The organism is Methylobacterium sp. Leaf93 (assembly GCF_001422345.1).
Lineage (GTDB): Bacteria > Pseudomonadota > Alphaproteobacteria > Rhizobiales > Beijerinckiaceae > Methylobacterium > Methylobacterium bullatum.
Genome location: NZ_LMMS01000001.1, coordinates 15,001 through 40,457, shown reverse-complemented (window position 1 = coordinate 40,457; position 25,457 = coordinate 15,001). Strand labels below are relative to the sequence as shown.

The 25,457-nt window shown below is 67.2% G+C and carries 28 protein-coding genes and 1 other RNA gene; 13 read left to right on the top strand and 16 right to left on the bottom strand.

The genetic code is table 11. The features are described from left to right. The first annotated feature begins 6 nt into the window (after positions 1–6). Positions 7–720 carry an ABC transporter ATP-binding protein gene (locus tag ASF26_RS00205; RefSeq protein ID WP_056247861.1) on the top strand — a complete coding sequence of 238 codons (714 nt, stop codon included), beginning with the start codon at positions 7–9 and terminating at the stop codon, positions 718–720. Here the strand turns inward: ASF26_RS00205 and ASF26_RS00200 are convergent. The 9 genes from ASF26_RS00200 to ASF26_RS00160 form a co-directional block, all read right to left on the bottom strand. Further along, the gene (locus ASF26_RS00200) at positions 717–1,994 is read right to left on the bottom strand and encodes a glycosyltransferase (RefSeq protein ID WP_056247856.1); all 1,278 of its coding nucleotides are present in this window, start codon (positions 1,992–1,994) and stop codon (positions 717–719) included. The genes ASF26_RS00205 and ASF26_RS00200 overlap by 4 nt on opposite strands. A 583-nt stretch (positions 1,995–2,577) precedes the next feature. After that, a complete protein-coding gene (locus tag ASF26_RS00195) occupies positions 2,578–3,591 on the bottom strand; it encodes a peptidoglycan -binding protein (protein WP_056247853.1) in 1,014 nt (337 codons plus the stop codon). After that, positions 3,591–4,556, bottom strand: a complete 966-nt coding sequence (locus ASF26_RS00190; protein ID WP_056247849.1) for a MotA/TolQ/ExbB proton channel family protein — start codon at positions 4,554–4,556, stop codon at positions 3,591–3,593. The genes ASF26_RS00195 and ASF26_RS00190 overlap by 1 nt, the downstream gene beginning before the upstream one ends. 633 nt (positions 4,557–5,189) lie before the next feature. Beyond that, positions 5,190–6,095: a C1 family peptidase gene (locus ASF26_RS00180; RefSeq protein ID WP_056247845.1), complete on the bottom strand. Its 906-nt coding sequence runs from the start codon at positions 6,093–6,095 to the stop codon at positions 5,190–5,192. A gap of 132 nt (positions 6,096–6,227) precedes the next feature. Continuing rightward, positions 6,228–7,049: a TIGR00282 family metallophosphoesterase gene (locus ASF26_RS00175; protein WP_056247842.1), complete on the bottom strand. Its 822-nt coding sequence runs from the start codon at positions 7,047–7,049 to the stop codon at positions 6,228–6,230. A gap of 9 nt (positions 7,050–7,058) precedes the next feature. After that, a complete protein-coding gene (locus ASF26_RS00170; RefSeq protein WP_056247837.1) occupies positions 7,059–7,646 on the bottom strand; it encodes a 5-formyltetrahydrofolate cyclo-ligase in 588 nt (195 codons plus the stop codon). Then, positions 7,636–7,793, bottom strand: a non-coding RNA gene (gene ssrS / locus ASF26_RS21715) — 6S RNA. Before ssrS ends, ASF26_RS00170 begins: the two co-directional genes overlap by 11 nt. A gap of 67 nt (positions 7,794–7,860) precedes the next feature. Continuing rightward, positions 7,861–8,220: a cell division protein ZapA gene (locus ASF26_RS00165; RefSeq protein ID WP_056147244.1), complete on the bottom strand. Its 360-nt coding sequence runs from the start codon at positions 8,218–8,220 to the stop codon at positions 7,861–7,863. A gap of 31 nt (positions 8,221–8,251) precedes the next feature. After that, on the bottom strand, positions 8,252–8,548 hold the full coding sequence (locus ASF26_RS00160; protein WP_018042045.1) for a DUF4164 domain-containing protein: 297 nt from the start codon (positions 8,546–8,548) through the stop codon (positions 8,252–8,254). A gap of 426 nt (positions 8,549–8,974) precedes the next feature. On the opposite strand from ASF26_RS00160, the gene gap reads away from it, so the two are divergent. From gap to ASF26_RS00120, 8 genes are all read left to right on the top strand, one after another. Continuing rightward, positions 8,975–9,982 (top strand): type I glyceraldehyde-3-phosphate dehydrogenase, encoded by a 1,008-nt coding sequence (gene gap / locus ASF26_RS00155; RefSeq protein WP_056247834.1) that lies wholly within the window; start codon positions 8,975–8,977, stop codon positions 9,980–9,982. An 85-nt stretch (positions 9,983–10,067) separates the two neighbouring features. Continuing rightward, positions 10,068–10,568 carry a hypothetical protein gene (locus ASF26_RS00150; RefSeq protein WP_056247831.1) on the top strand — a complete coding sequence of 167 codons (501 nt, stop codon included), beginning with the start codon at positions 10,068–10,070 and terminating at the stop codon, positions 10,566–10,568. Positions 10,569–10,597: 29 nt separating this feature from the next. Continuing rightward, complete coding sequence (locus ASF26_RS00145; protein WP_056247827.1) at positions 10,598–11,800, top strand: phosphoglycerate kinase; 1,203 nt, start codon at positions 10,598–10,600, stop codon at positions 11,798–11,800. Positions 11,801–12,053: 253 nt separating this feature from the next. Beyond that, positions 12,054–13,124, top strand: a complete 1,071-nt coding sequence (gene fba / locus ASF26_RS00140; RefSeq protein ID WP_056247823.1) for a class II fructose-bisphosphate aldolase — start codon at positions 12,054–12,056, stop codon at positions 13,122–13,124. A gap of 119 nt (positions 13,125–13,243) precedes the next feature. Continuing rightward, positions 13,244–13,903, top strand: a complete 660-nt coding sequence (locus tag ASF26_RS00135) for a thiamine phosphate synthase (protein WP_056247820.1) — start codon at positions 13,244–13,246, stop codon at positions 13,901–13,903. Beyond that, positions 13,900–14,949 (top strand): tetratricopeptide repeat protein, encoded by a 1,050-nt coding sequence (locus ASF26_RS00130; protein WP_056247816.1) that lies wholly within the window; start codon positions 13,900–13,902, stop codon positions 14,947–14,949. The genes ASF26_RS00135 and ASF26_RS00130 overlap by 4 nt, the downstream gene beginning before the upstream one ends. A gap of 186 nt (positions 14,950–15,135) precedes the next feature. Further along, positions 15,136–15,930 (top strand): inositol monophosphatase family protein, encoded by a 795-nt coding sequence (locus ASF26_RS00125; RefSeq protein WP_026175625.1) that lies wholly within the window; start codon positions 15,136–15,138, stop codon positions 15,928–15,930. Between the two features lie 84 nt (positions 15,931–16,014). Continuing rightward, positions 16,015–16,560 (top strand): adenine phosphoribosyltransferase, encoded by a 546-nt coding sequence (locus tag ASF26_RS00120; protein WP_027170828.1) that lies wholly within the window; start codon positions 16,015–16,017, stop codon positions 16,558–16,560. 290 nt (positions 16,561–16,850) lie between these two features. Here ASF26_RS00120 and purQ read toward each other — a convergent pair whose 3' ends face one another. The 5 genes from purQ to ASF26_RS00095 form a co-directional block, all read right to left on the bottom strand. After that, positions 16,851–17,531, bottom strand: coding sequence for a phosphoribosylformylglycinamidine synthase subunit PurQ (gene purQ / locus ASF26_RS00115; RefSeq protein WP_018042054.1), 681 nt, complete (start codon positions 17,529–17,531; stop codon positions 16,851–16,853). Next, a complete protein-coding gene (gene purS, locus ASF26_RS00110; RefSeq protein ID WP_056247813.1) occupies positions 17,531–17,770 on the bottom strand; it encodes a phosphoribosylformylglycinamidine synthase subunit PurS in 240 nt (79 codons plus the stop codon). The genes purQ and purS overlap by 1 nt, the downstream gene beginning before the upstream one ends. Before the next feature lie 149 nt (positions 17,771–17,919). Continuing rightward, complete coding sequence (locus ASF26_RS00105) at positions 17,920–18,159, bottom strand: hypothetical protein (protein WP_056247809.1); 240 nt, start codon at positions 18,157–18,159, stop codon at positions 17,920–17,922. Between the two features lie 114 nt (positions 18,160–18,273). Continuing rightward, a complete protein-coding gene (locus ASF26_RS00100) occupies positions 18,274–18,876 on the bottom strand; it encodes an ActR/PrrA/RegA family redox response regulator transcription factor (RefSeq protein WP_056147213.1) in 603 nt (200 codons plus the stop codon). Between the two features lie 40 nt (positions 18,877–18,916). Continuing rightward, entirely contained in the window at positions 18,917–20,302 is a 1,386-nt protein-coding gene (locus ASF26_RS00095; RefSeq protein ID WP_056247807.1) for an ActS/PrrB/RegB family redox-sensitive histidine kinase, read from the bottom strand. Between the two features lie 182 nt (positions 20,303–20,484). Here ASF26_RS00095 and phaZ point away from each other — a divergent pair, with 182 nt between their 5' ends. After that, on the top strand, positions 20,485–21,753 hold the full coding sequence (phaZ, locus tag ASF26_RS00090) for a polyhydroxyalkanoate depolymerase (RefSeq protein WP_056247800.1): 1,269 nt from the start codon (positions 20,485–20,487) through the stop codon (positions 21,751–21,753). Positions 21,754–21,836: 83 nt separating this feature from the next. Continuing rightward, positions 21,837–22,571, top strand: a complete 735-nt coding sequence (locus ASF26_RS00085; protein WP_056247797.1) for a SprT family zinc-dependent metalloprotease — start codon at positions 21,837–21,839, stop codon at positions 22,569–22,571. Between the two features lie 42 nt (positions 22,572–22,613). On the opposite strand, the gene ASF26_RS00080 is transcribed toward ASF26_RS00085, so the two are convergent. Further along, entirely contained in the window at positions 22,614–22,991 is a 378-nt protein-coding gene (locus ASF26_RS00080; RefSeq protein ID WP_056247793.1) for a hypothetical protein, read from the bottom strand. 276 nt (positions 22,992–23,267) lie between these two features. Here ASF26_RS00080 and ASF26_RS00075 point away from each other — a divergent pair, with 276 nt between their 5' ends. Together ASF26_RS00075 and ASF26_RS00070 are read left to right on the top strand one after the other, a co-directional pair. Then, positions 23,268–23,747 carry an invasion associated locus B family protein gene (locus ASF26_RS00075; protein ID WP_043764423.1) on the top strand — a complete coding sequence of 160 codons (480 nt, stop codon included), beginning with the start codon at positions 23,268–23,270 and terminating at the stop codon, positions 23,745–23,747. A gap of 44 nt (positions 23,748–23,791) precedes the next feature. Next, positions 23,792–24,442 carry a hypothetical protein gene (locus tag ASF26_RS00070; RefSeq protein ID WP_056247790.1) on the top strand — a complete coding sequence of 217 codons (651 nt, stop codon included), beginning with the start codon at positions 23,792–23,794 and terminating at the stop codon, positions 24,440–24,442. A gap of 91 nt (positions 24,443–24,533) precedes the next feature. Here ASF26_RS00070 and purC read toward each other — a convergent pair whose 3' ends face one another. Continuing rightward, positions 24,534–25,328: a phosphoribosylaminoimidazolesuccinocarboxamide synthase gene (purC, locus tag ASF26_RS00065; protein WP_026175628.1), complete on the bottom strand. Its 795-nt coding sequence runs from the start codon at positions 25,326–25,328 to the stop codon at positions 24,534–24,536. Between the last annotated feature and the right edge of the window lie 129 nt (positions 25,329–25,457).

Here is a 25,457-nt window from a genome sequence, read left to right as displayed (position 1 = left end):
ACCATCATGACCACCTCTGCCGACGAGGCCGGCGCGCCGCCGGTCCCGGCCCTATTCTTCGCCAAAGTCGAACGCCGCTACACGCAAGGGACGGGAGCCCTCGACATCCTGCGGGGGGCCGATCTCGCGATCTGGCCCGGCGAACTCGTGGCGCTCGTGGCACCCTCGGGGGCCGGAAAATCGACGCTTCTGCATCTCGCTGGCCTGCTGGAGCGACCCGATGGGGGCGAGGTTTATATCGGCGGCCAGCCCACCGCGGCGATGCCCGATGCCGAGCGCACGCGTTTCCGCCGCGAGGAGATGGGCTTCATCTATCAGTTCCACCATCTCCTGCCGGAATTCTCGGCCCTGGAGAACGTGGTGATGCCCCAGCTCATCCGTGGCCTCGGGGCAAAGGAGGCCAAGGCGCGCGCCACCGAGCTTCTGAGCTTCCTCGGCCTGAAGGAGCGTCTGGTCCACCGCCCGGCCGAATTGTCGGGCGGCGAGCAGCAGCGCGTCGCCATCGCGCGGGCCGTCGCCAACGGCCCGCGCCTGCTGTTGGCCGACGAGCCCACCGGCAACCTCGACCCGCACACGGCGGCGCATGTCTTCGGCATCCTCGTCTCGCTGGTCCGCGCCTCGGGCCTCGCCGCGCTCGTGGCCACCCACAACATGGAGCTTGCCGCCCGCATGGACCGGCGCGTCACCATCCGGGACGGATTGATCGAGCAGCTGGCCTAAGGCCGGACGGCCCTGCCTCCGTCACGCCGGCGGGGCGCCATCTGCTCGATCGCGTCGCAGGCGGCGGCGACTCCGTCTAGCCCGTCGAGGCGCAGCCTGAGATCTCCGCAGGCTCGCGCCACCTCGGCCGAGGCCAGCAGGCGGCGAAGCCGGCGCGCGCCGCGCGCGGGCGTGAAACGGCGCCGGCTCAGGCTCATCCCGGCGCCGAGGCGCTTCACGCGCGCCGCCTCGTCGAAATGGTCGAACGCCACCGGAACGATCATCTGCGGCGTGCCGGCGGCCAAAGCCTGCGCCACGGTGCCGATCCCGCCATGGTGGATCAACGCCGCCGACCGGGGCAGCAGGACGCTGAGCGGCGCGTAGGGGACATGGATCAGGGTCTCCGGCAGGGACTCGGGAACCTGACCATGCTCCGGAGCGAGCAGCACGCCCCGCCGCCCCAGACGCTCGCAGATGGCGAGGGCGGTTCGGAAGAAGCCCGATGCCTGGCGCATGGCCGACCCATAGGTGAAGACCAGAGGGGCATCCCCGCCCTTCAGGAATCGCGTGAGACGGGGCGCGAGGCGGTCCGTGTCGCCGAAGCGATCAGCAATGGGAAAGCCCACATGCATGGCCTGCTGGGGCCAATCCGGCTGCGAGGCCGCGAACCAGTCGGGAAAAAGCAGCAGGACACGGGACGGGCTGTTCCACCAGTAGCGCAGCCGACGCACGGGTTTGAGGCCGAGTTCCTGCCGAAACGCATTGATGGTCGGCAGGGCGGCCGGGCCGATCACGTATTTGTCGGCGCCCCGGCCGACCCAGTGGCGAACCCGGGACGGAGTCCAGGCGGGCAGCGGCACGCCCGGCAGGATCGGGGAGGCATAACGGCTCTCCATCAGCAGAGGCATCGCATGGATCGTGATGACGGGAAGGCGCAGCTTCTCCTGTGCCACGCGTGCGCCGAAGGCAAGCGTCGAGGCGACCACGATCGATTGGCCCTTGCGCGCGTTCGCGGCGATCCAGCGATAGGTCTGCTCGGTGGCGGCGGCCATGTTTCCGAACAGGGCGGCGGCCCCCCGGCGTGGATGCCAGAGTTCGGGGTCGGCGGTGATGCGGCGGTAGTCGCAATCGTCCCCGAGGGAATGGAAGGGCAGGCCGATCCGCGCGGCGTGATCCGCGAACGGGGCGGGTGCGGCCAGGATCACATCATATCCGCGACAGAGAAATTCCGCGCCAATGGCTAGAAACGGAAGGATGTCGCCATGAGAACCGATGGCGACGAGATGTATTCGCATTCGACCGTTCACATAAGATAGCGAAACTGGCCGAGAATGGAGTGTTATTCGCGGTTCTTCGCCCTGATTGTCCTTTCAAGTGCTTGAGAGTCGAACGGGTTGCGCGGGAAGGACTATTTGTCCGCTTTCACACGAAGTCCGATGGGCGATCGCGAGGATCCCTCGCCCGGTGTGAGGTGAGCGTTTCGGGAGGCGGAGTAGACCGTAGAGGCCAGGCGCATGGGGTTGGGCACCGCGCCCCGTCCGCATGTTAAACCAAGTCTCACTGACCTTGACCCATAGGTCAGGGTCAGTGAGGTCCGGCGGACGACCGCCGCCGCGCTGTCCCGCGGAGAGGCCTCGATGAGTCAGACTTGTCGATATCCGGTATTAACCGCGTGCTAACCACATTGTGGGACGAGCGGAATACCCGCTTTACATGGAACAAAACAAGAACAAAGATCGTCGCGTCAACGAGAGGCGATCACAATGCTCAAGCGGATGATCCTGACCGGCGCGGTGGAATTCATGGCCTTCGGGTTGCTCTCCGGCGCCTTCGTCGTCTGGGCGGTGGCTCTGGCCCCTCTGCGGTAGGGGGCCCGCCTTAACGTTCGGTGAGCTTCAGCTCGATGCGGCGGTTGCGGGCGTAGACGTCGTCGCTGGTGCCGGCCTCGATGGGCTGGAATTCACCGAAAGCGGCGGCGAGCAGGCGCTGGGGCGGTATGCCCCTGCCCGCCATGTACTGGACCACGGCGATGGCGCGGGCCGCCGAAAGCGACCAATTCGACGGGAATTGCGAACTGGCGATGGGGCGGGAATCGGTATGCCCGTCGACACGCAGGACCCAGGGAATGTCCGCCGGGATCTGCTTCGACAGATCGAGAATGGCCGTGGCGATCCGGTCGAGCTCGGGCGCCGCCTCGGGCTTCAGGCTCGCCGAGCCCGCCGGAAACAGCACCTCCGATTGCAGGACGAACCGGTCGCCGACCACGCGGATGTCGCTGCGGGCGCCGAGAATCTGGCGCAGGCGGCCGAAAAAGTCGGAGCGGTAGCGCGCCAGTTCCTGCACCTTCTGGGCGAGGGCCACGTTGAGGCGGCTGCCGAGATCGGCGATGCGAGCCTGACTTTCACGGTCGCGGCTCTCGCTCGCGGCCAGCGCATCCTCCAGGGCGGCGAGCTGGCGGCGCATGGCACCGATCTGATCGTTGAGGAGATCGATCTGCGACGCGGCGCGGGCATTGGTGGCGCGCTCGGCCACCAGCTGCTTGTCGAGCTCGCCCTGGCGGTTGTCGCCGCTCGCGGCGGCGCCGACCTGTTCCTTCAGCTTGTCGCGCTCGGCCTCGGTGCCCAGCAGCGTGGTGCGCAGGTTCGAGGCCTTCTCCTCCTGCGCCCGGCGCGTGGAGCGTTCCAGCGCCAGGAGGTCTGTGAGGTCGGCGATCTGGCGATTGAGCCGGTTCAGCACCGAATCGCGGCCGGTGATCTCCTGGGACAGGAAGAACTGCCCGACGACGAAGATCGTCAGCAGAAAGACGACGGCGAGCAGCAGCGTCGCCAGGGCGTCCACATAGCCCGGCCAGACGTTGAGGCTCCGGTCTCGGCGCGTGCGCAGCGAGGCCATCAGGTCTTCTCGCGGCCGAGCCGGTCGAGCACCTGCTTGAGTTCACGCTCTCGCGTCGCCTGCGCCTCGACCCAGTCGCGGATCATCTGCTGCTCGGCCCGCATGTGCTGGACGAGACCCTGGATACCCTCGGCGAGGTTGGTCATCGCCTGGGTCGCCACCCGGCCATTGGCGCCTTCCGAGACGATGGCCGAGAGCCGGTCCACCGCCTCCGTGAGTTCGCGGGCCGAGGCCGGCTCCTGTGCCGCGACGGGGCGCGTGGCTGCGGCCTGCTCCTCGCCGGAGACCAGCCAATCTTCCAGTTCGTTGTGGAAGCGAGCATGGGCCTGGCCCGCCTGGAGGTCGAGGAACCCGGTGACGAGGGAGCTCGACAAGCCGAACAGCGAGGCCGAAAAGGCGAGCCCGATGCCTGAGAGCGGCTTGGCGAGCCCGTTCTTCAACTCGTCGAACATCGCGCTGGCTTCGCCGCCGCCGCGCATGCTCTGGATCACGCTGCCCACCGCGCTCAGCGTGTCGATGAGGCCCCAGAAGGTGCCGAGCAGGCCGAGCAGGATCAGCAGCCCGGCGATGTAGCGCAGGATCTCGCGGCCCTCGTCGAGGCGGGCAGCCACGGTGTCGAGATAGGAGCGGATGCCGGCCTGCGTCGTTCCCTCGCGGCGCGCCAGGATCGCGGGGGAGAGGGGCGCCAAGAGCGAGGGCGGCTTCGCCGACCCCTCACCGGCCGCGACCGCGTTGACATAGGCGACCTCGCGGAAGAGGCGGATCACCTGCCCGAAGGCGAGCAGGATCGCGATGAGGAGGACGCCGAGGATCAGCCCGTTCAACCCGGCATTGGCGAGGAAGGCCGGCGTGATCTGCCGGAACAGGACGAAGGCGAGAAACCCGACCAGGGTCAGGAAGACCAGCATCCGGATCAGGTAAATGCCCGGGCGGCTCAGGGGGGCAGTCGCGGAGCGGGTCGCCATGGGTTGTCGGGGACTCTGAAGACGTTGGTCTCAGACCATGCGTCTAGCTGTGGAAACGAAGAGCGCCGTGCGTGCGCTCAAGCTGAGGTGCGCTCACATTCGACGCATAGCCGTCCGCGATCAAGCGGCACGACTTCATGGCACAGATCGAATCGTGTCTATGCACGGAATAGGGCGTGCGGCACATGGGATCGACTCCGGCGGTTCGGGTCGATAATCCCACGGTCTATCCCGAACAGAGATCGGGTCGCTAGGCACACCGAATCGGCACCTCGATAATACGGCTCGGAGTCGATTCCCAGGGACGCTTCTGGACGAGGCGGACGGTCGTATCACCGGGCTGCTCCAGGCGAACGCGAAAGACCTTTTCTCGCGTCGCCCCGACGCCTTCCCCCGCCGGCCCCAAGGCCTCGCTCACGATCGTCGCCGCCTGCTGCGATACCTCGGCATGCCAGAGAAAGCCCCCGATTCCCTCACCGGGGGCGGACACCTCGATCGTGTCGCCAGAACACGCCTTGATCGGGCCGCGCCGCTCAAGCTCCATTGCGGTTCCCTCCAGTGCGATTCCTTATCGCGTACCGGCTTGCCCGCAGACAAGTCCCTCGTTCGAGCCGGAGACCTATCCCTCTGTCTTCATGCGGAGACTTTCGAGCGGCGCCGCGGAGGTGTCGATGCCGCGATGTCGGGCCTGAGAAGAGCGATCTCCGGATCATAGAACAGAACGTCGGAATCGATGCCGCATTCACCAAAACCGATGCGGAAGAATCCCTGCTCGCCCCAGCCCGTTCCCCAGCTGTTCTTCGCGATCCAGCATTGGTGAGTATCATCGTATCCGATGATACAGACCGCATGCCAGCCGAGAACGTCGCCGGTGACATGGGTATAGATGCCACTGCGGTAGGTGTAGAAATCTTGGTAGACGCGGAACCCTCCGATGACCGGTCCCTTTTGGAGCGCTTGCTTGCGGGCGATCTGAGATGCTGCTGTCTGATAGCGCGGGACGGTCACCACGGGTCGGATGTTGCGGCACGGCTGGTTGCCCGCCACGTAGGGAAAATCGACCTCCAGACCGATCCCCGGCTTCTTCGCGAAGGCCAGGGCCTTGGTATAGAACCAACCCACATCACAAGAATTCGGCGCGCCGCAATAGAACAGGTGCGCTTCGGACAGATCGATGGATCCGTCGGGACGACCGGTGCCGATCAGCATGCGGCTCTCAATGGAGGCGCATGTCGCGAAGGCGACGCAGGAGCCGCAATGCGACTGGTCCTTGATCGGCGTGACGTAGTTTTTCCCGCTCACGTTTCGCCAGTCGAGATGCGACGGGGGAGGAGCGACGACTTTGAACAGTGCCGATTCAGCGTTTCGTGCTTCGAGGACCGCGCGCTTCGCGCGTTCCGGATCAAAGGACAAGCCGAACCGCTCGGTCGCCGGTCCACTCGCGTCGTAGAACTCGCTGAGTGTTGTGGGTCCCGAATCCCACTGGGCGCCTGCGCGGCGGATGGCTGCATTGATGCGGGAGAAATCGGGCCCGGCCAAGTTTGCAACCTCCAGGAGAGATTTTGCTAGTCTCTTCTTTAAGTTGTGTTCTAGGGCGGGCTACTCGTCAAGGTTGCCTTTCGGGCGCAGAAGCCATCAGTAGCGCCGATTCGAGTTTCGCCCGCGCCCTGCCTAATCCCAGGAGCGGGGCCAGGTTTCTTCGAGATGCGGGCCGAGGCGGACCGCCGAGACCATGGTGGCGAGTCCCGTCGCATTGTCGGTCTCGACGGCGATCCCGCACAACGTGCCCTTGCCCTGGGCCGCTTCCAGGCGCGCGCCGGGGGTCTTCTGCAGGAAGCGCCGCAGGGGCTCGTCCTTCTGCATGCCGAGGATCGAATCGTAATCGCCGCACATGCCGGCATCCGACAGGTAGGCGGTGCCGCCGGGGAGGATGCGGTGGTCGGCAGTGGGGGTGTGGGTATGAGTGCCGACGACGAGGCTGGCGCGGCCGTCGAGGAAGTGGCCGAAGGCCTGCTTCTCGCTGGTCGCCTCGGCATGGACGTCGACGATGACGGCGTCCGCCACCTCGCCAAGGGGGCAGGCGGAGAGTTCGCGCTCGGCGGAGGCGAAGGGATCGTCCAGCGCATCCATGTAGATACGGCCCATGACGTTGAGGACGAGGACGCGGGCGCCGCCCCGCGTCTCCACCACGGTGGCGCCGCGACCCGGAGTACCGGGCGGGTAGTTCGCCGGGCGGACGAGGCGCGTCTGCCGCTGGATGAAGACGAGGGCTTCGCGCTGGTCGAAGGAATGGTTGCCCAGCGTCACCGCATCGGCGCCCGCCTGGAGGAGTTCGTCGCAGATCGCCTCGGTGATGCCGAAGCCGCCGGCCGCGTTCTCGCCGTTGATGACCACGCAATCGAGGCGCCAGCGCTCGCGCAGCTTCGGCAGCCGGTCCATCACCACGTTGCGGCCGGGGCGGCCCACCACATCGCCGAGGAAGAGAAGTCGCATGTGTCGGTGTCAGTCCCGGACGAGCGGGACCGGTCCCGCTTCGGTGATGAGATGGTCGAGGGGCTGGTCGTGCGCCTCGGACGGCACGGTCTCCACTTCCTGGACGGAGAACGCGATACCGATCGTCAGCACCGGGCCGTTGCGGGAGAGCCGCTCGATGGCCTGATCGTAATAGCCGCGACCGTAGCCGATACGATGCCCGCGCCGGTCGAAGGCGGCGAGCGGCACGATGAGGGCGGTGGGATCGAGGGGCGGAAGGTCGTCGCGCGGCTCGCTGAGGCCGAAGGAACCCGGCACCAGCGCCTCACCCGCCCGCCATTCGCGGAACACCAGGCCGTCCGGCGTCACCTTGGGGAGGGCGACCCGTTGTCCGCGCGCGAACAGCATCTCGATGAGGGGAAGCGGATCGACCTCGCTGCGGATCGCCCAGAAGGCACCGACGACGGCCGCATCGGCCAGGGCCTCGACCCGCATGACGCTCTGCGCGATCCGCAGGCCGCCGGCCCGGCGGGTTTCGGGATCGAGTCCGTCACGCTGGGCGAGGGCCTGCTTGCGAAGCTCGGCTTTCAGGGCGGGGAAATCAGAGTGCGGAGCCACGTGAGCCGTTGGAGTTGCGATCCCGGGAAACCTACAGTGTAGGTGGGCGCCGTGTTGGCCAAGTCCAGGGACAGGGCCAGGGACAGCTCCCTGGGGAGTCGATAAGGCCCCGGGGAAAAGTACTCCTGACGAACCCCGCAGCACCGCTCGACTCATGTAGCGTCGGCGGGCGTTTCGCGCCAGGGGGTGGGGCGGGCAATCGTGCGCGGGACGCTCATCCCGCCGCCAGCGCATGCGCCAGCCGCTCGATCCTGTCCGCCGCCCGGCCGAGCCCTTCGGCGATACGGGCCTCTTCGTTGGCGCGGAGGGAGTCCGCAGTCTCGACGCGCTCCCGAAGCGTGACCGTTTCGGCCTCGAGATCCGCCAGGCGACGCTTGAGCTCTGCGAGTTCGTCCGCCTGGGTGAGGGCAGCCATCACATGCAGACGCATGTCGCCGATCTCGCCGAAGGATTTCCTCATGTCGGTGACGCGGGTGTCGAGTTCCGCGGCCAGAGCCGAGAGATGCGCCTCCTCGCCTTCGGCGCAGGCCATCCGGTAGCTCTTGCCGTCGATGGTGACGCTGATCTGGGGCATGTCCGACAGGGCTGGTGTGAGAAGCGGCAGACTAGCGTGCGACGCGGGGGCGGGCCAGCACGCCCTCCACCGCTTCGATCGCCCGCCCCAGGCGGTGGCCGACATCGCTCGTGGTCGCCTCCACCGTGGCGAGGCGCGCGCTGGCGGCGTCGAGTTCCGCCGCGAGGCGCGCGCGATCCTCCGCCATGATCGCGAGCTCCGTTTCCAGGTCGCCCGGTTCGCGCTCGGCCTCAAGGCGATGGGCCACCGAGGCCTCGAGGCGGGTCAGTACCGTATCGAGCCGAGCAAGGGCATGGTCCACGTTCGGCCGGTCTGGCGTCTGGCTCATCGTTCTACCTTCCGCCGGATCATGAAGGAGCTGGCGTATCTGTTTCGGAAACGCGGATTTGTAGCCAAACCTCTGTCGATCCGCGCGCGAAATCGACGCTTTGCCATCATATGCGGGGAAGGAAAACGAATCGATCGGGCAAAACCTTTGCCAGCGGTTTCCCCCATGTTAGAGACCGCGCGCCCCTCGAGCCGACCGCCAGATTGGGAATTTTGAGCCCGTGACCCGTTCGGCCATCGATCCCGCATCGGTCCTTTCGTGGACGCATGAGGGTCCGAGGATGGGCCAACCGGTTCATCTGACGTTCAACGGTATACATGACACAGCGACGCCGAATGGCGGCTCCGCCCCTCCGGCCCGCTGTCTCGCTCTTGCTGCTTACGGGTTCCGCCAGGTCGGCGCCCGGTACATAGAAGGATTCACGCCGTGTCGGTGAAGGTTGCCATCAACGGGTTCGGACGCATCGGCCGCAACATCCTGCGCGCCATCCACGAGGCCGGCCGCAAGGATATCGAGGTCGTGGCGATCAACGATCTCGGCCCCGTCGAGACTAATGCCCACCTCCTGCGCTTCGACTCGATCCACGGCCGCTTCAACGCCAAGGTCGAGGTGGACGGCGAGTTCATCGTCGTCGACGGTCAGCGCATCAAGGTCACCGCCGTGCGCAACCCGGCCGAGCTTCCGCACCGCGAGCTCGGTGTCGACATCGCCCTGGAATGCACCGGCATCTTCACCTCGAAGGACAAGGCCAAGGCCCATCTCGACGCCGGCGCCAAGCGCGTCATCGTCTCGGCCCCCGCCGACGGCGCCGACCTCACTGTGGTCTACGGCGTCAACCACGATCAGCTGACCGCCGACCACCTCGTCATCTCGAACGCCTCCTGCACCACCAACTGTCTCGTGCCGGTGGCCAAGGTGCTCAACGATCTCGTCGGGATCGAGCGCGGCTTCATGACGACGATCCATTCCTACACCAACGACCAGCCGTCCCTCGACCAGATGCACAAGGACCTCTACCGGTCCCGCGCCGCCGCCCTGTCGATGATTCCGACCTCCACGGGCGCGGCCAAGGCCGTCGGCCTCGTCCTTCCGGAACTGAAGGGTAAGCTCGACGGAACCTCGATCCGCGTGCCGACCCCCAATGTCTCGGCCGTCGACCTCGTGTTCACCGCCAAGCGCCAGACCTCCGTCGAGGAGATCAACAACGCAATCCGCGCCGCGGCCGACGGTCCGCTGAAGGGCGTGCTGGCCTATACCGACCAGCCCAACGTCTCCATCGACTTCAACCACGATCCTCATTCGTCCACCTTCCACCTCGACCAGACCAAGGTGATGGACGGCACGTTCGTGCGCATTCTCTCCTGGTACGACAACGAATGGGGCTTCTCGAACCGCATGGCGGACACCGCCGTGGCGATGGGCAAGCTGCTCTGAGAGTGGCGCTCCGGGGCGGCCTTCGGGCCGCCCGACAAGCCTCGCCAACGATATCCTGTGATCGACCAGCAACGGTGCGTCTGAAATGACCGAGCCTTCGCCGACCCCGTCCACCGGAAACACCTTCATTCCGGGCGCCAAGCCGCCCGAGAACAAGCCACTTGAGAATAATTCGCCCCCGTCGACGGGTGTCGTGCCCGAGACCCAGGCCATCGCCAACCAGAAGGCGACGCCGCCTGCCGTCGTCGGCAAGGCCGAGCCTGTGTCCTCCTCGCCCGGCAGCGATCAGCTCGCGCGGATCGAGGACAAGTGCGCGCGGATCGAGGACAAGTACGCCCGCTCGGAGGCCCTGCTCTCCCGTGTGGAGGAGAAGATCGAAGGTGCGACCACCCGTATGAGCGAGGCGGCGCGCCAATCCGATCTCGCCGCCCTGCGCAGCGAAGTCCGTGCCGTCGCCGATCGTACCCGTCGGCTCCCCGGTTCCGGCGCGCTCGTGCTGACCGCGATCATCACGGCCGTGCTCACCGTGGCGCTGACCATCGCCGCACAGCGCTTCCATCTCGACGGGCTTCTCCCTCCGCGCTGATAGTTTCCTCAACGACATTGAAGGCCAGGATGACCGCTTTCCGCACCCTCGACGATGCCGGCTCCCTTCAGGGCAAGCGCGTACTGCTCCGCGTCGACCTGAACGTGCCGATGGAGGGGGAGCGCGTCACCGACGCTACCCGCATCGAAAGGATCGTCCCGACGATCCGGGAGATCGCCGATGGCGGCGGGCGCGTGGTGCTCCTGGCGCATTTCGGTCGCCCCAAGGGCAAGCCGGTGGCGGCCGATTCGCTGAAACAGGTGGTCTCCGCCTTGTCCGACCGTCTCGGCCGCCCGGTCGCCTTCGCCGAGGATTGCATCGGTGAGGCCGCGTCCTCGGCCGTCTCGGCGTTGAAGGACGGTGACGTTCTCCTTCTGGAGAACACCCGCTTCCACGCTGGCGAGGAGACAAACGAGGCCGGTTTCGTGGCGGCCCTCGCCGCCAACGGCGATGTCTTCGTCAACGAGGCGTTCTCGGCCGCCCATCGCGCCCATGCCTCGACCGAGGGCCTCGCCCATGTACTGCCGGCCTATGCCGGCCGACTGATGCAGGCGGAGCTCGACGCCCTGACCAAGGGGCTCGAGTCGCCGACACGGCCGGTCATCGCTCTGGTCGGCGGCGCCAAGGTGTCGTCGAAGATCGATCTCCTGCAGAACCTCGTCGCCAAGGTGGACATGCTCGTCATCGGCGGCGGCATGGCCAACACCTTCCTGCACGCCCAAGGGAAAGCCGTCGGCAAGTCCTTGTGCGAGAAGGATCTCGCCGAGACGGCGCTCCGCATCCTCGACGCCGCTGCAGCCGCCAAGTGTCGCATCATCCTGCCGGTCGACGCGGTGGTCGCCGCCGAGTTCAAAGCCAACGCGGCGCATGAGACCGTCGGCGTCGACGCCGTGTCGGAGACCGGCATGATCCTCGATGCCGGCCCGGCCTCGGTGGCCGAGATCGATGCCGCCATCGACGAGGCCGCCACCCTGGTCTGGAACGGTCCGCTCGGTGCCTTCGAGCTGACCCCCTTCGACGCCGCTACGGTGGCGGCGGCGCGCCACGCGGCCGAGCGTACCAAGGCCGGCAAGCTCGTGTCGGTGGCGGGCGGCGGCGACACGGTGGCCGCCCTCAATCATGCCGGCGTCGCCGACGATTTCTCCTACGTATCCACCGCCGGGGGCGCGTTCCTCGAATGGCTGGAGGGCAAGGTCCTGCCCGGTGTCGAGGCCCTACGTATCAAGGGTTAATCGGTCGGAGCCGTCCTGACACTCAACCTCATCCTGAAGGCGCTCGCGTCGGCGGGCCTCGGAGGAGGGCTCCTTCGAGGCCTTCCCTCCGCTTCGGCACCTCAGGATGAGGAAGCAGATGGGACAGGGTGGGGAACCACGAGTTAGGCCCTCCTATTTCGAGTTGCGACGAACCCGCTAAGGTCCGACAAGACAGACGAATTTCAGAGGATGGCGCCCCGACAGGGCGAACCCATCGTTTTCGGAGACACCAATGGCACGTATCACCCTGAGGCAGCTCCTGGATCACGCCGCCGAATACGAATACGGCGTTCCGGCCTTCAACCTGAATAACATGGAACAGGGCCTTGCCATCATGGCGGCGGCGGATGCCACAGATTCGCCGGTGATCCTGCAGGCGAGCAAGGGCGCGCGCGCCTATGCCAACGACGTGGTGCTGGCCAAGCTCATCGACGGGCTCGTGGAGATCTACCCCCACATCCCCGTCTGCATGCATCTCGACCACGGCAACAACGAAGCCACCTGCGCCACGGCGATCCAGTACGGCTTCACCTCGGTGATGATGGACGGCTCCCTGAAGGCCGACGGGAAGACCCCGGCGGACTACGCCTATAATGTCGAGATCACCGGCAACGTCACTCGCATGGCGCATTGGGCCGGCGTCTCGGTGGAAGGCGAGCTCGGCGTGCTCGGCTCGCTGGAGAGTGGCCAGGGCGAGGCCGAGGACGGCCACGGCGCCGAGGGCGTTCTGAGCCACGACCAGCTCCTCACCGACCCGGAAGAGGCGGTGAAGTTCGTCACCGCCACCAAGGTCGACGCGCTCGCCGTCGCCATGGGCACCAGCCATGGCGCCTACAAGTTCACCCGCCAGCCCGACGGCGACGTGCTGGCCATGAGCGTGATCGAGGAGATCCACCGCCGCCTGCCGACGACCCACCTCGTCATGCACGGCTCTTCCTCGGTGCCGCAGGATCTGCAGGACATCATCAATTCCTACGGCGGGCAGATGAAGCCCACCTGGGGCGTGCCGGTGGCCGAGATCCAGCGCGGCATCAAGCACGGCGTGCGCAAGATCAACATCGACACCGACAACCGCATGGCCATGACTGGCCAGATCCGGAAGGTTCTCACCGAGAACCCGGCCGAGTTCGATCCGCGCAAGTACCTGAAGCCCGCCATGGATGCGATGACGAAGCTCTGCCGCCAGCGTTTCGAGGAATTCGGCACCGCCGGTCAGGGCTCGAAGATCCGCCCGATCTCAGTCTCCGAGATGGCCAAGCGCTATGCCAACGGCTCGCTCGACCCGAAGATCGGCGCCGCCTGAGACCCTGTTCCGTGGTACCGGATCGCATCCGGAACCATGCCGTGACGCGGTGATCTCGCATCGCCTGTCCCCGAGACGCGGAGCCCGCGCCTCGGGATGATGCCGTTAGGACGACAAGAATGGCCGAACCCCGCACCCGCCTCGCACTCCTGTCCCCCCATCGGGTGGATTCCGACCGGGCCGATGCCCTCGCCGAAGCGCTGACCGCCGCCTGTGCGGCGGGGGACGTAGCGGCCGTGGTCCTGCGGCTCGCCCCGGCCGACGAGCGCAGCCTCGTGAACCTCGTCAAGCGCCTCTCTCCGGCGGCGCAGTCGACCGGCGCCGCCCTGGTCATCACGGTCTCCGACTTCGCCGGCGATGTTGTCAGCGTGGCTGCGCGTGGCGGGGCGGACGGGGTTCATCTCGACAAGGCGCGGGACGGTGCCCTGCAGGATCTGCGCGAGCGCCTCAGCGACGGTCGTATCCTCGGAGCCGGCGGGCATGAGCAGAAGCACGCGGCGATGGAGGCCGGCGAGGCCGGTGTCGATTACGTGATGTTCGGGGGGATCTACTCGGACGGGATCGCGCCCGATGCCGATACCGTGCGCGAGCGCGCGGAGTGGTGGGTCGAGATCTTCGAGACACCGTGCATCGCCGTTGCCCATGACCTCGCACAGGTGGAGGGGCTCCTGGCGACGGGCGCCGAGTTCCTCGGGCTGGAAAGCCACCTGTGGATGGGAGAAGGGGCGGATATTGCCGCCATCCAGGCATTGGTCGCGGCGTCGGAGGCCGATACGTGAGGCGGATCCGCCTGGCCGTCCTCGCCCTCGCTTTGGCGGAGGGCCTGGCGTTCGCTGCCCGCGCCGAAGCGCCGAAGGTGATGCCGACCGACCCGGCCGGACCCCAATCGCTGACGCCTCGGCCCAAGGAGACGCTGAAGGGGCAGCTGCGGGAACTCCCGACGCCGTATTCCATCGGCGCGACCGGCGCGGTGCCGCCCCGTTCGAAGACCGAGCCGGACATCGCCTTCGGTGCCTACCAGCGCGGCCAATATACCACCGCCTTCCGCGAGGCGACGAAGCGGATCGCCGCCGACAACAAGGACGCCGCGGCGATGACGCTGCTCGGCGAGCTCTACAACCAGGGCCTCGGGGTCAAGCAGGACCCGGTGAAGGCGGCCGAATGGTATCGTCTGGCCGCCAACCAGGGCGACACCCACGCCATGGCCTCCCTCGGCCTGATGTCGATCGATGGCCGTGGCGGCACGAAAGACCCGAAGGCCGGGCGCCGCTGGCTCGAACAGGCCTCGGCAAAGGGCGACACCACGGCCGCTTACAACCTTGCCCTGATCCTGATCGGCACGGGAACCGAGCCGGACGAGGCCAAGGCCGCCGAGCTATTCCGCAAGGCGGCCGAGGGCGAGATCGGCCCCGCCCAGCACGATCTCGGTGTGCTCTACCTCCAGGGGAGGGGGGTGCCGAAGGATCCCAAACAGGCGGCCGAGTGGTTCCGGCGCGCCGCCGATAACGGCGATCTCGCCGGTGAGGTCGAGTTCGCGATCCTGCTGTTCAACGGCATCGGCGTCGAAAAGGACGAGGCCCGCGCGGCCCGCTACTTCCTCCACGCCGCGTCGCGCGGCAACGCCATCGCGCAGAATCGCGTGGCCATCCTCTATGCCCTGGGACGGGGTATCCAGAAGAACCCTGTCGAGGCGGCGGCCTGGAACCTCGCCGCTGCCGCCCAGGGGCGCTCCGATCCGAAGCTCGACGAGACCCTCGCCGGCCTCACCGCCGAGGAACGCGGCCGGGCCGAGCGACTGGCTGAGGCGCGGATGAAGGTGGAGTGATACCAGTCGACGATGGGGATACCTCATCGTCGACTGCCCGCGCGCGGCTTGCCGCGGACGATGCGGCATCCATGGGCGCCTGCGCGCGTTTCTCCTCTGCCCCGCATCGGCGAGGGGTGAGGCGGGCGGCAAACATGCTATGGCCGCGCGAGACCGTTCTTTGAATCGACCCGGACCTTTGCATCGATGATCAGCTCACCCCTCATGACCGTCATGGTCGACGCCGTCCGCAAGGCCGCCCGCGGCCTCAAGCGCGACTATGGCGAGATCGAGAACCTCCAGGTTTCGCGTAAAGGCCCCGGCAACTTCGTCTCCGCCGCCGACCGCAAGGCCGAGGAGGTGCTGCGCGACGCCCTGATGAAGGCGCGTCCCGGCTACGGCCTGATTCTCGAGGAGTCTGGGAACATCGAAGGGCAGGACAAGAGCCATACCTGGCATGTCGACCCCCTCGACGGCACCACCAACTTCCTCCACGGCATCCCGCATTTCGCGATCTCGGTGGGCCTCGAGCGCGAGGGCCAGATCGTCGCCGGCGTCATCTACGATCCGGCCAAGGACGAGCTCTTCGTGGCCGAGCGTGGCAAGGGCGCCTATCTCAACAACCGCCGCCTGCGCGTCTCCGGCCGGACAGACCTCGCCGACGCCCTCGTCGCCTACGGCTCGCCCTATCTCGGGCGCGGCGACCACCCGAAGCTCCTGCGCGAGGTGGCGGCGGTGATGGCGGTGACCGGCGGCGCCCGCCGCTTCGGCTCGGCCGCCCTCGACCTCGCCTATGTCGCCTGCGGCCGTTCGGACCTCTACTGGGAGCGTGACCTGCAGACCTGGGACATCGCGGCCGGCATCATCCTGGTCCGCGAGGCCGGCGGCTTCGTCACCAGCGCCGATGGCGGCGCGGAGCCCCTGGCCGCCCGCTCGGTGGCGGCCGGCAACGAGAGCCTGCACGGCGATCTCGTGAAGCTTCTGCGCCGCGCCAACGCCTGAAGCTCGAGGCCCCGGCTTTCTAGCCGGGGCGCGGCATATCCTAACCCGCTCCGATCCCGACATCTCCTCGCGAAAGCCACCCGAATGGAAGCCCGCCGCCACTCCGCGCTGAAGGATTCGATCCGCTCGATCCCGGATTACCCGAAGCCCGGTATCGTCTTTCGCGACATCACCACGCTCCTGAGCGATCCGCGCGCGTTCCGCCGGGCCGTGGATTCGCTCGTCCACCCTTTCGCGGGCGGGCGAATCGATCAGGTGGCGGGAATCGAGGCGCGGGGCTTCATCCTCGGCGGCGCGGTGGCGCATCAGCTCTCATCTGGCTTCGTGCCGATCCGTAAGAAGGGCAAGCTGCCTCACAAGACCGTCTCCATCGCCTACGCGCTGGAATACGGCACCGACGAGATGGAAATCCACGTGGATGCCATCAAGCCGGGCGACAAAGTGCTGCTGGTCGACGACCTCATCGCCACCGGCGGCACGGCCTGCGCGGCCGTCAACCTGCTGCGCCAGATCGGCGCCGAGGTGGTGGCGGCCTGCTTCGTCATCGACCTGCCCGAGATCGGTGGGGCGCAGAAGCTGCGCGACCTCGACGTGCCGGTGCGGACGCTGATGGAATTCGACGGGCATTGAAGGCGCGACGCTTCCTTCTCTCCTCTACGGGAGAAGGTGGCCAGCGCCAGCGGGTCGGATGAGGGGAGCGACATCATCCAGAGAGGTTCTCCCCTCTCCCGCCTGCTGCATCGGCCTCCTCTCCCGCGAGGCTACTGGATTCACCCAGCTTCTCTACGGGTGTTTCTTCTGTCCGAAAGAGTTCGACTGAGGCGCAGCGGAACTCCCTCTCCTTTCAGGAGAGGGGACTCGTGCTGCCCGCGAGACGTGTGAATGCCGTAGCCCGCAAAGGTGAGAGGGGTCTTTACACGTTACGCCGCGAGGCTTTCGAACAATCCGCGCCCGTCGACCCCGCCGATTAGACCTTCGACGAAGTTCTCCGGGTGCGGCATCATCCCGAGCACGTTGAGGTTTTCGCTGTAGATGCCGGCGATGGAGTTCAGCGAGCCGTTCCGGTTGGCATCCACGGTCAGGTCGCCGGAGGCGTCGGAATAGCGGAAGGCCACGCGGCCGTCGCCTTCGAGGCGCGCCACCGTATCGGCATCGGCGAAGTAGTTGCCCTCGCCATGCGCCACGCAGACGTCGATCACCTGTCCCTTAGCATAGGACGAGGTGAAGCGCGTATCGGCACGCTCCACCCGGAGCAACTGCCGGTGGCAGATGAAGCGCCGGTCGACGTTGCGCATCAGCACGCCCGGCAGAAGACCGGATTCGCACAGGATCTGGAAGCCGTTGCAGATGCCGAGCACCAGACCGCCGCGGGCGGCGTGGTCGCGGACGGCATCCATGGCGGCGGCGCGTCCGGCGATGGCCCCGCAGCGGAGATAGTCACCGTAGGAGAAGCCGCCCGGAAGCACCGCGAGGTCGGTGCCCGCCGGCAGCGCCGTCTCGGTGTGCCAGACCTTGACCACCTCCGCGCCGGCGAGGCGCAGGGCGCGGGCGACGTCGCCGTCGCGGTTGGAGCCGGGGAAGACGACGATCGCGGCGCGCATCAGACGATCTCGATCTCGTAGTTCTCGACCACGGTGTTCGCGAGCAGCTTCTCGCAGGCGCTTTTCAGCGTCGCTTCTGCGCTGGCCCGGTCCGTGTCGGCGATCTCGACGTCGAACACCTTGCCCTGGCGGACACCCTCGATGCCGGCGATGCCGAAGGACGAGAGAGCGGATTCGATCGCCTTGCCCTGGGGGTCGAGCACACCGGTCTTCAAGGTGACGATGATGCGGGCTTTCATGGTCTCGGACTCGGTGCTGTGGCTCGGCCCGTCAGGCGATAGTCGGGAAATGGCGACCATGCAACGCGGCTGCTCCCTCGCGGAGGGGATGTTTCCCCGACCGTGCCGCCTCCGTCAGCCGCAAGAGCGATTCGGGATTATGTCGTGAATCAGCGACGGGCGGCCGGCGCGGCGGCGCGAATCGGCTCGATGCTCACCGCCCGGCGCCAGAGCTGGAGCATGATCCAGGCGGCGATCGCACTGAACAGGACCATGAGGACGTGGCCCACGGTATCACCGAGATCGAACAGGCCGGCGATTGCCCAGCCTGCGGCGATGGCGACGGCGAAGACTTCTGTGCCCACCAGCACCATCATGCTGACGATCGTAATCAGGTTGCGCGTATTCACGGGGATGCATCTCCGTCGACCCCGGAGCAGCGATTGCGGCGGGCGGCCGGAGCTTTACAGCGCCGGTCCGGTCCCACGCAACATCGCGCCACCGGGGTCGTCGTCAGGGGCGGGTCAGCGCGGCGCGCGCTTGGCGAGGATACGCTGGAGCGTGCGCCGATGCATGTTGAGGCGGCGTGCCGTCTCCGAAACGTTGCGGCTGCACAATTCGTACACCCGCTGGATATGCTCCCAGCGCACGCGATCGGCCGACATCGGATTTTCCGGCGGGTCGGCCCGCTCGCCCGGCTGCGCCATCAGCGTGCCGTGGATCTCATCCGCATCGGCGGGCTTGGCGAGGTAATCGAAGGCGCCGAGCTTCACCGCCGTCACGGCGGTGGCGATGTTGCCGTAGCCGGTGAGGATGACGCCCCGGGCCTCGGGCCGCTTCTCCTTCAGCCGCGCGATCACGTCGAGGCCGTTGCCGTCGCCGAGGCGCATGTCGATGACTGCGAAGGCCGGCGCACGGCTCTCCACCAGGGACACGCCCTCGGCCACACTCTCGGCCACCTGAACCTCGTAGCCGCGGGCTTCCATCGCCCGCGCCAGGCGGGTTGAGAACGGCCTGTCGTCGTCCACGATCAGCAAAGTGCGGTCGGCATAGGCCGCTAGCGGATCGGATTCCGACGTCTGCAGCGCATCGGCAGCAAGCCCCGGACTTACACTCTGCGTCAGCATCCGACGCTCCTCCATTTTCCAAAACCGAATTGTTGACAACTTATATAGGGGCCGGACTGCGTTCGGGCAGGGGCACCTCTGCGTTGAATTCCGTGCCGCGCCGGGGAAGCGTGTCGCGCTCGAAGATGTGGCGCGCCCAGGATACGCGGACCACCGCTCCGGTTGCTTGGTGGCCCGAGACGTTGGAGAGCGTAAGCTGTGCGCCGGAGCGTTCGATCAGGGTCTTTGCGATGAACAGGCCGAGGCCGAGGCCGGCGCCGACGCTGTTCCCGCCGCGCGTTTTGTCGGGGCTTCGAGTGGTGACATAGGGCTCGCCCGCCCGCAGCAGGATCTCGCTAGAGAAGCCCGGACCGTCGTCGCTGATCTCAAGGGAGACCCGCTCGGCAGTCCAGCGCGCCTCGATGACGACGCGGCTGATGGCGAAGTCCACGGCGTTGTCGACGATGTTGGCGAGGCCGAACAGCACCCCCGGATTGCGTCGGCACGCCGGCTCGATGCCGTCGCCCCGGGTGGTGACATCGAGCGCGATACCCATGGCACGCTGGGGCGCCACCAGTTCCTCCACGAGGTGGCTCAGGGTCACGGTCTGGAGGATGCCGGCTTCGTCCCCGTCGAGGGAGGTCAGTTTCGACAGGATGCCGCGACAGCGGTCGACCTGGTCGCGCAGGAGGTCGAGGTCGTCCTTCACGGCGGGTGAGGCCGTGGGGGCGAGCTGGCGCGTGAGTTCCTTGGTGACGAGCATGATCGTGCCGAGGGGCGTGCCAAGCTCATGCGCCGCCGCCGCCGCCAGCCCGTCGAGCTGCGAGAGGTGCTGCTCGCGCGCCAGCACGAGTTCCGTGGCCGCGAGGGCCTGGGCGAGCTGCCTGGTCTCGTCGGAGACCTTCCAGGCATAGACGCCGGTGAAGGCCGTGCCGAGGAGGATCGCCGTCCACACCCCCGAGACGTAGAGGAACGGGAGTTCGAGCCGCCCGTCCGCGAACCACGGCAGCGGCCGGTGGATCAGCGCCAGCATGGTCGCGAGCCCCACCGCCAGGAGCCCCAGCGCCAGGGTCCGCTCCGGCGGCAGGGCCGTGGCCGAGATCAGCACGGGGGCGAGGAAGAGCAGCGAGAACGGGTTCTGCAGGCCGCCGGTGAGGAAGAGAAGGGCGGCGAGCTGGATGATGTCGAAGGCGAGGAGCAGGGCCGCCGAATCGTCGCTCAGGCGGTAGCTGGCTGGAAACCGGATCCGCAGGGCGAGGTTCAGCCAGGAGGACGCCGCGATGACGAGGAAGCACCAGCCGAAGGGCAGGGGTAGGCCGAGGCCGAACTGCGCGCCGACAACAGCCGCGCTCTGCCCGGTGATCGCGAGCCAGCGCAGGCGCACGAAGGTGTCGAGCCGAAGGTGCCGGGCATCGCGGACGAAGCCATTGGTGCTCATGTCGATCATGTCCGCTCAACGATAGTGCTCGTCCGGTCGGAATCCATGGCTCGCCCGCCGATTGCGCCCGTCCTTGCGCACTCCGCACTTGTACGAATGTTCCGAGCCGAACGTTTCACGAGGCGCGGCGTTCTCTACCGCGCCCGGTCGCGCGGGAAGTCGAGTCGCGCGACGGCGAGGGAGAGGCGGATATGAGCTTGGCCTACACCTGGTATGAGTTCGGTCGCATGATGACGGCCCCGGCGCGCCTGGCGGCCGACATGGTCAAGCACAGCCTGGAGAATCCCGCCAACCCGCTCGCCTACTCGCCCTATGCGAAGTCCATGGCCGCGGCCTGCGAGATGTTCGAGCGTGGAACCCGGCGCTATGCCAAGCCGGCCTTCGGGCTCACCGGAACCTGGATCGACGGGGCGAGCGTGCCCGTGAGCGAGCGGGTGGTGTGGGAGAAGCCGTTCTGCCGGGTCGTGACCTTCGACCGCTCCTTCGCGCGCGGCCCCTCCGAGCCACAGCCCAAGCTCCTGATTGTGGCACCGATGTCGGGGCACTACGCCACGCTCCTGCGCGGCACCGTGGAGGCGATGCTCCCCAATCATCAGGTCTTCATCACCGACTGGACCGATGCGCGCCTCGTGCCGATCACGGAGGGACGGTTCGATCTCGACACCTATATCGACTACCTGAAGGAGATCTTCTTCGCGCTCGGTCCGGACCTTCACGTCATGGCCGTGTGCCAGCCGGCGGTGCCGGTGCTGGCCTCCGTGGCGTTGATGGAGGCGCAAGGCACGATGCCGGTGCCGCGTTCGATGACCCTGATGGGCGGCCCCATCGACACCCGCCGCTCGCCCACCGCCGTCAATTGCCTGGCGCAGGAGCGCGGCACCGCATGGTTCGAGCGGAACTGCATCACCATCGTCCCGCTGGCGTATCCCGGTGCCCTGCGCAGCGTCTATCCGGGCTTCTTCCAGCTCGGCGGGTTCATGGCGATGAACCTCGATCGCCACGTCAACGCCCATACCGAGATGTTCGACCATCTCGTCACCGGCGACGGCGATTCCGCCGAGAAGCACCGCGAATTCTACGACGAGTACCTCGCGGTGATGGATCTCACGGCGGAATTCTACCTGCAGACGATCAAGACCGTCTTCGTCGACCACGCCCTGCCGAAGGGCGAGATGCTCCATCGCGGCGAGCGGGTGGACCTTGCGGCGATCCGGACCTGCGCGATCCTCGCCATCGAGGGCGAGAACGACGACATTTCCGGCGTCGGACAGACCAGGGCTTCCCTCGACCTCACCCCGAACCTGCCGCCCGAGAGCAAGGCCTATCACCTGCAGGAGCGCGTCGGCCATTACGGGGTGTTCAACGGCTCGCGCTATCGCACGGTCATCGCTCCGAGGATCGCGTCGTTCATCCGCGAGATGCAGGCTCTGCCGGCCATCGAGCAGCGCCCGGCGGCGTGATGCGGGGGGGGGACCCCGCGAAAGTTCTGGACGTGACCTCTGCGCCGATGGCGGTGGCGGGAGGCTGCGGCTAAGCTGACGTGATGAGAGTCGCCCTGCTGCGCGGGTCCGATCCCGACCATATCGACATCCTCCACGAGGGCGCGAAGCTCCGCGTCGCGCTGCGCCGCCGCCCGGCGGCCCGCAGGCTGACCCTGCGCGTGTCGAGCGCCACCGGCGAGGTGGTGATGACCCTGCCCGCCCGGACGTCCCTAGCCGTGGCCCGCACCTTCGCGGTGAGCCATGGCGGCTGGATCGCCATGCGACTCGCGAAGGTTCCGGATCGTGTGGCGTTCGAGGCGGGGGCCGAACTCCCCCTTCGCGGTGTCGGCCATCGCATCGTTCACCGCAGCGAGCGCGGCGGCGTGACCCTGGTGACGGAGGAGGAAGGCGGTCCGGTCCTCTCCGTGGCGTGCGAGGCGCCCCACCTGCCGCGCCGGGTCAGGGATTTCCTGGAGCGGGAGGTCCGCAAGGATCTGGCCCAGGCGGTGTCGATCTATACTGGTAAGCTCGGGCAAGGGCCGACACGGATCACCATCCGCGACACCCGCTCGCGCTGGGGCTCCTGCACCGCGCGCGGCGAACTGAACTTCTCCTGGCGCCTGATCCTGGCGCCGCCCCTGGTGCTCGATTACCTCGCGGCCCACGAGATGGCCCATTTGCGCGAGATGAACCATTCCCAGCGGTTCTGGTCGCTGTTGGGATCCCTGTGCCCGCATGTGGACGAGGCCGAACGCTGGCTCAAGCGCAACGGCGCCAGCCTCCACCGCTACGGCTGAGGTAGGGGCGGGGCGAGGGCACGAGCCGGGCCCGATCGTGATCTACCCGCGTGCGCGCAGGACCCGGCGCCGCTCGACCTGCTCGACCGGCCAGGTCGGACGGGCGTCCACGTCCCCTGGCCGCAACGTGCGGGGGGCGACGCTGTCGCAGACTTCGCGCTGGCGCAGGATCGTCGGGTTGCCGAACTCGTCCAGGCGACGGACATACCCGCCATCGCGGCAGAAGCCGGCGATCTCGGCCGAATTGGAATTGATCCGGCCCCCCGGCATGCGCCGGATCGGCCGGTGCTCGACCACGAGCGGCCCGTCGCGGTTGAGCGACCGCTCCACATAGGTGGTCTCGTCGACGGGCAGGGACTGGGCGGAGGCGGGAGCGATCCCGGCGATGATCAGGAACGCGGCGGTGGCAGGAAATCGCATGGGCTCGGTCCGTTGGCGCAGGAAGCTTTGCCCTCTGAACTAGGGCGTCATTCCGGGTAACGATAGTCCGTGAGGGTAAACTAGTGGTCACGCTTGACACAGAATAGCCGCGCATGGTCGGAACACCGCGGGTTTCATCGGGTGCCCCCCAGCCATGTGGGGTGAGGCGAGAGGGATCGGCGCGTGGGTTTTCGAGCAATGCTGGGGCGTGCGAGGCGGGTCGCCGAGGATCGGGCGACCTCTCTCGGGCGTCCGGCGCGGATCGGTCTGATCTGCATGGCCGCACTCGCCGGCATGGGGCTGGCCGGGGGCGGCCGTGCCGAGGCGCAGGGCATGGTGCGCAACACCTTCGGGGACTGGCAGCTGCGCTGCGAGACGCCGGCGGGGGCGAAGGCCGAGCAATGCGCCCTGGTCCAGTACCTCGCCGCTGAGGACCGGCCCAACCTCACCCTCGTCGTCATCGTCCTCAAGACGGCGGACAATCGCGGCTACCTGCTGCGCGTGGTGGCGCCGCTGGGCGTGCTGCTGCCCTCCGGCCTCGGCCTGAAGATCGACAAGACCGATGTGGGACGGGCCGGGTTCGTGCGCTGCCTCACCACGGGCTGCGTTGCCGAGGTGGTCATGGACGACAACCTCATCAAGCAGTTCAGCGCCGGGGTGCAGGCCACGTTCATTGTGTTCCAGACCCCGGAGGAGGGGGTCGGCATTCCCCTGTCGATGAAGGGCTTCGGCGACGGGTTCGCCAGCTTGAAATAGGCCTGTTCCGGCGCCCCGCGCCGGCGATTCAGCGGGATCTGAGGATGCGGACACGCGCGAAAACGGTCGGGATTGCCCTGATTGCGGGATTCCTGCCCTTGGCGGCCACGATGCCCGGGGCGGCCCTGGCCGAGGACGGAAACTGGTTCAGTAACATGCTCAAATACGGCGGGACCACGGTTCCGCCGTCTCAGCCCGCAGACCTCGGCGAGGTCTACTGCCCCACGGTCGACGTCGCGGAGAACGGCGCGGCCCTGCGCAGCTATGGCGGCCGGGCCGACGACAATGCCAGCCTGCGCAGCCAGATCACCCTCGGTCGTCTCGCCCGCGAATGTGTGCGCCTGGCCGATGGCTCGGTGAGCGTGAAGGTCGGCGTCGAGGGGCAGGTTCTGCTGGGGCCCCAGGGACGACCCGGACGGTTCGAGGCCCCGGTCTATTTCACGATCAAGGCCGGTGACCAGACCATCGTTGCGCGGGCGCGCAAGGTGGCGGTGTCGATCGGACCGGGCGAAGCGCAGGGCCTGTTTACGGTGATCGAGGAGAACCTCGTTGTGCCACGCCCCTTAAGCGAGAGCTATGAGATCAGCGTCTCGTTGCACGGAGCGCCCGGCAAGTCGGCGGTGAAGCGCAAGCGTAAGCCCGCTCCGGCAAGTGCCGCGGCCCCCGCCGAGGCGGCCCCCGAGACGTCGCAATAGCGGTCCGCCACGCACTCTTCCGTGGATACGCATGACAAAGGGGCCTCCGCTCGCGCAGGGCCCCTTTGTCATGTCGTCTCGGTGACGTCGACTACTGGACGAGGCGCGGGCCGCCGGACTGGACCTTCTCGTTCTCGGACATGATGCCGAGACGCTTGGCCACTTCCGTATAGGCCTCGATCAGGCCGCCGAGATCCTTGCGGAAGCGGTCCTTGTCGAGCTTGTCCTGGCTCTTGATGTCCCACAGGCGGCAGGAATCCGGGGAGATCTCGTCGGCGACGACGATCCGCATCAGGTCGCCTTCCCAGAGGCGGCCGGTCTCGATCTTGAAGTCCACGAGACGGATACCGACGCCGAGGAAGAGGCCCGAGAGGAAATCGTTGACGCGGATGGCCAGCGCCATGATGTCGTCGATCTCCTGGGGCGTCGCCCAGCCGAAGGCGGTGATGTGCTCTTCCGACACCATCGGGTCGTTGAGCGCGTCGTTCTTGTAATAGAACTCGATGATCGAGCGCGGCAGCTGCGTGCCTTCCTCGAGGCCGAGGCGGGTGGCGAGCGAGCCGGCGGCGACGTTGCGCACCACCACCTCGAGGGGGATGATCTCGACTTCGCGGATCAGCTGCTCGCGCATGTTGAGGCGGCGGATGAAGTGGGTCGGCACGCCGATATCGTTGAGGTGCTGGAACACGAACTCTGAGATCCGGTTGTTCAGCACACCCTTGCCGTCGATGACCTCGTGCTTCTGCGCGTTGAAGGCGGTGGCATCATCCTTGAAGTGCTGGATGAGCGTTCCCGGCTCGGGTCCCTCGTACAGGACCTTCGCCTTGCCCTCGTAGATGCGACGGCGGCGGTTCATAGGCGTATACCGTGGTTTGAGGAAGTCCATGGGCCGTGACTCCTTCGGACAGTCGATGTGCGGAATCCGCGGCGTGGCGGCCTCGATGAGACCGGGCCGCGAGAACACATCGTTTGTCGAAAGCCTCGACGACCGTGGCGCAAACTACCCGAAGCGGGT

Excerpts from the sequence above, each read along its gene's own strand:
- ASF26_RS00205 (WP_056247861.1), top strand. The coding sequence starts at position 7 with ATGACCACCTCTGCCGACGAGGCCGGCGCGCCGCCGGTCCCGGCCCTA.
- ASF26_RS00200 (WP_056247856.1), bottom strand. The coding sequence starts at position 1,994 with ATGCGAATACATCTCGTCGCCATCGGTTCTCATGGCGACATCCTTCCG.
- ASF26_RS00195 (WP_056247853.1), bottom strand. The coding sequence starts at position 3,591 with ATGGCCTCGCTGCGCACGCGCCGAGACCGGAGCCTCAACGTCTGGCCG.
- ASF26_RS00190 (WP_056247849.1), bottom strand. The coding sequence starts at position 4,556 with ATGGCGACCCGCTCCGCGACTGCCCCCCTGAGCCGCCCGGGCATTTAC.
- ASF26_RS00175 (WP_056247842.1), bottom strand. The coding sequence starts at position 7,049 with ATGCGACTTCTCTTCCTCGGCGATGTGGTGGGCCGCCCCGGCCGCAAC.
- ASF26_RS00165 (WP_056147244.1), bottom strand. The coding sequence starts at position 8,220 with ATGCCCCAGATCAGCGTCACCATCGACGGCAAGAGCTACCGGATGGCC.
- ASF26_RS00160 (WP_018042045.1), bottom strand. The coding sequence starts at position 8,548 with ATGAGCCAGACGCCAGACCGGCCGAACGTGGACCATGCCCTTGCTCGG.
- ASF26_RS00150 (WP_056247831.1), top strand. The coding sequence starts at position 10,068 with ATGACCGAGCCTTCGCCGACCCCGTCCACCGGAAACACCTTCATTCCG.
- ASF26_RS00145 (WP_056247827.1), top strand. The coding sequence starts at position 10,598 with ATGACCGCTTTCCGCACCCTCGACGATGCCGGCTCCCTTCAGGGCAAG.
- fba (WP_056247823.1), top strand. The coding sequence starts at position 12,054 with ATGGCACGTATCACCCTGAGGCAGCTCCTGGATCACGCCGCCGAATAC.
- ASF26_RS00135 (WP_056247820.1), top strand. The coding sequence starts at position 13,244 with ATGGCCGAACCCCGCACCCGCCTCGCACTCCTGTCCCCCCATCGGGTG.
- ASF26_RS00125 (WP_026175625.1), top strand. The coding sequence starts at position 15,136 with ATGATCAGCTCACCCCTCATGACCGTCATGGTCGACGCCGTCCGCAAG.
- ASF26_RS00120 (WP_027170828.1), top strand. The coding sequence starts at position 16,015 with ATGGAAGCCCGCCGCCACTCCGCGCTGAAGGATTCGATCCGCTCGATC.
- purQ (WP_018042054.1), bottom strand. The coding sequence starts at position 17,531 with ATGCGCGCCGCGATCGTCGTCTTCCCCGGCTCCAACCGCGACGGCGAC.
- purS (WP_056247813.1), bottom strand. The coding sequence starts at position 17,770 with ATGAAAGCCCGCATCATCGTCACCTTGAAGACCGGTGTGCTCGACCCC.
- ASF26_RS00100 (WP_056147213.1), bottom strand. The coding sequence starts at position 18,876 with ATGCTGACGCAGAGTGTAAGTCCGGGGCTTGCTGCCGATGCGCTGCAG.
- ASF26_RS00095 (WP_056247807.1), bottom strand. The coding sequence starts at position 20,302 with ATGATCGACATGAGCACCAATGGCTTCGTCCGCGATGCCCGGCACCTT.
- phaZ (WP_056247800.1), top strand. The coding sequence starts at position 20,485 with ATGAGCTTGGCCTACACCTGGTATGAGTTCGGTCGCATGATGACGGCC.
- ASF26_RS00085 (WP_056247797.1), top strand. The coding sequence starts at position 21,837 with ATGAGAGTCGCCCTGCTGCGCGGGTCCGATCCCGACCATATCGACATC.
- ASF26_RS00080 (WP_056247793.1), bottom strand. The coding sequence starts at position 22,991 with ATGCGATTTCCTGCCACCGCCGCGTTCCTGATCATCGCCGGGATCGCT.
- ASF26_RS00075 (WP_043764423.1), top strand. The coding sequence starts at position 23,268 with ATGGCCGCACTCGCCGGCATGGGGCTGGCCGGGGGCGGCCGTGCCGAG.
- ASF26_RS00070 (WP_056247790.1), top strand. The coding sequence starts at position 23,792 with ATGCGGACACGCGCGAAAACGGTCGGGATTGCCCTGATTGCGGGATTC.
- purC (WP_026175628.1), bottom strand. The coding sequence starts at position 25,328 with ATGGACTTCCTCAAACCACGGTATACGCCTATGAACCGCCGCCGTCGC.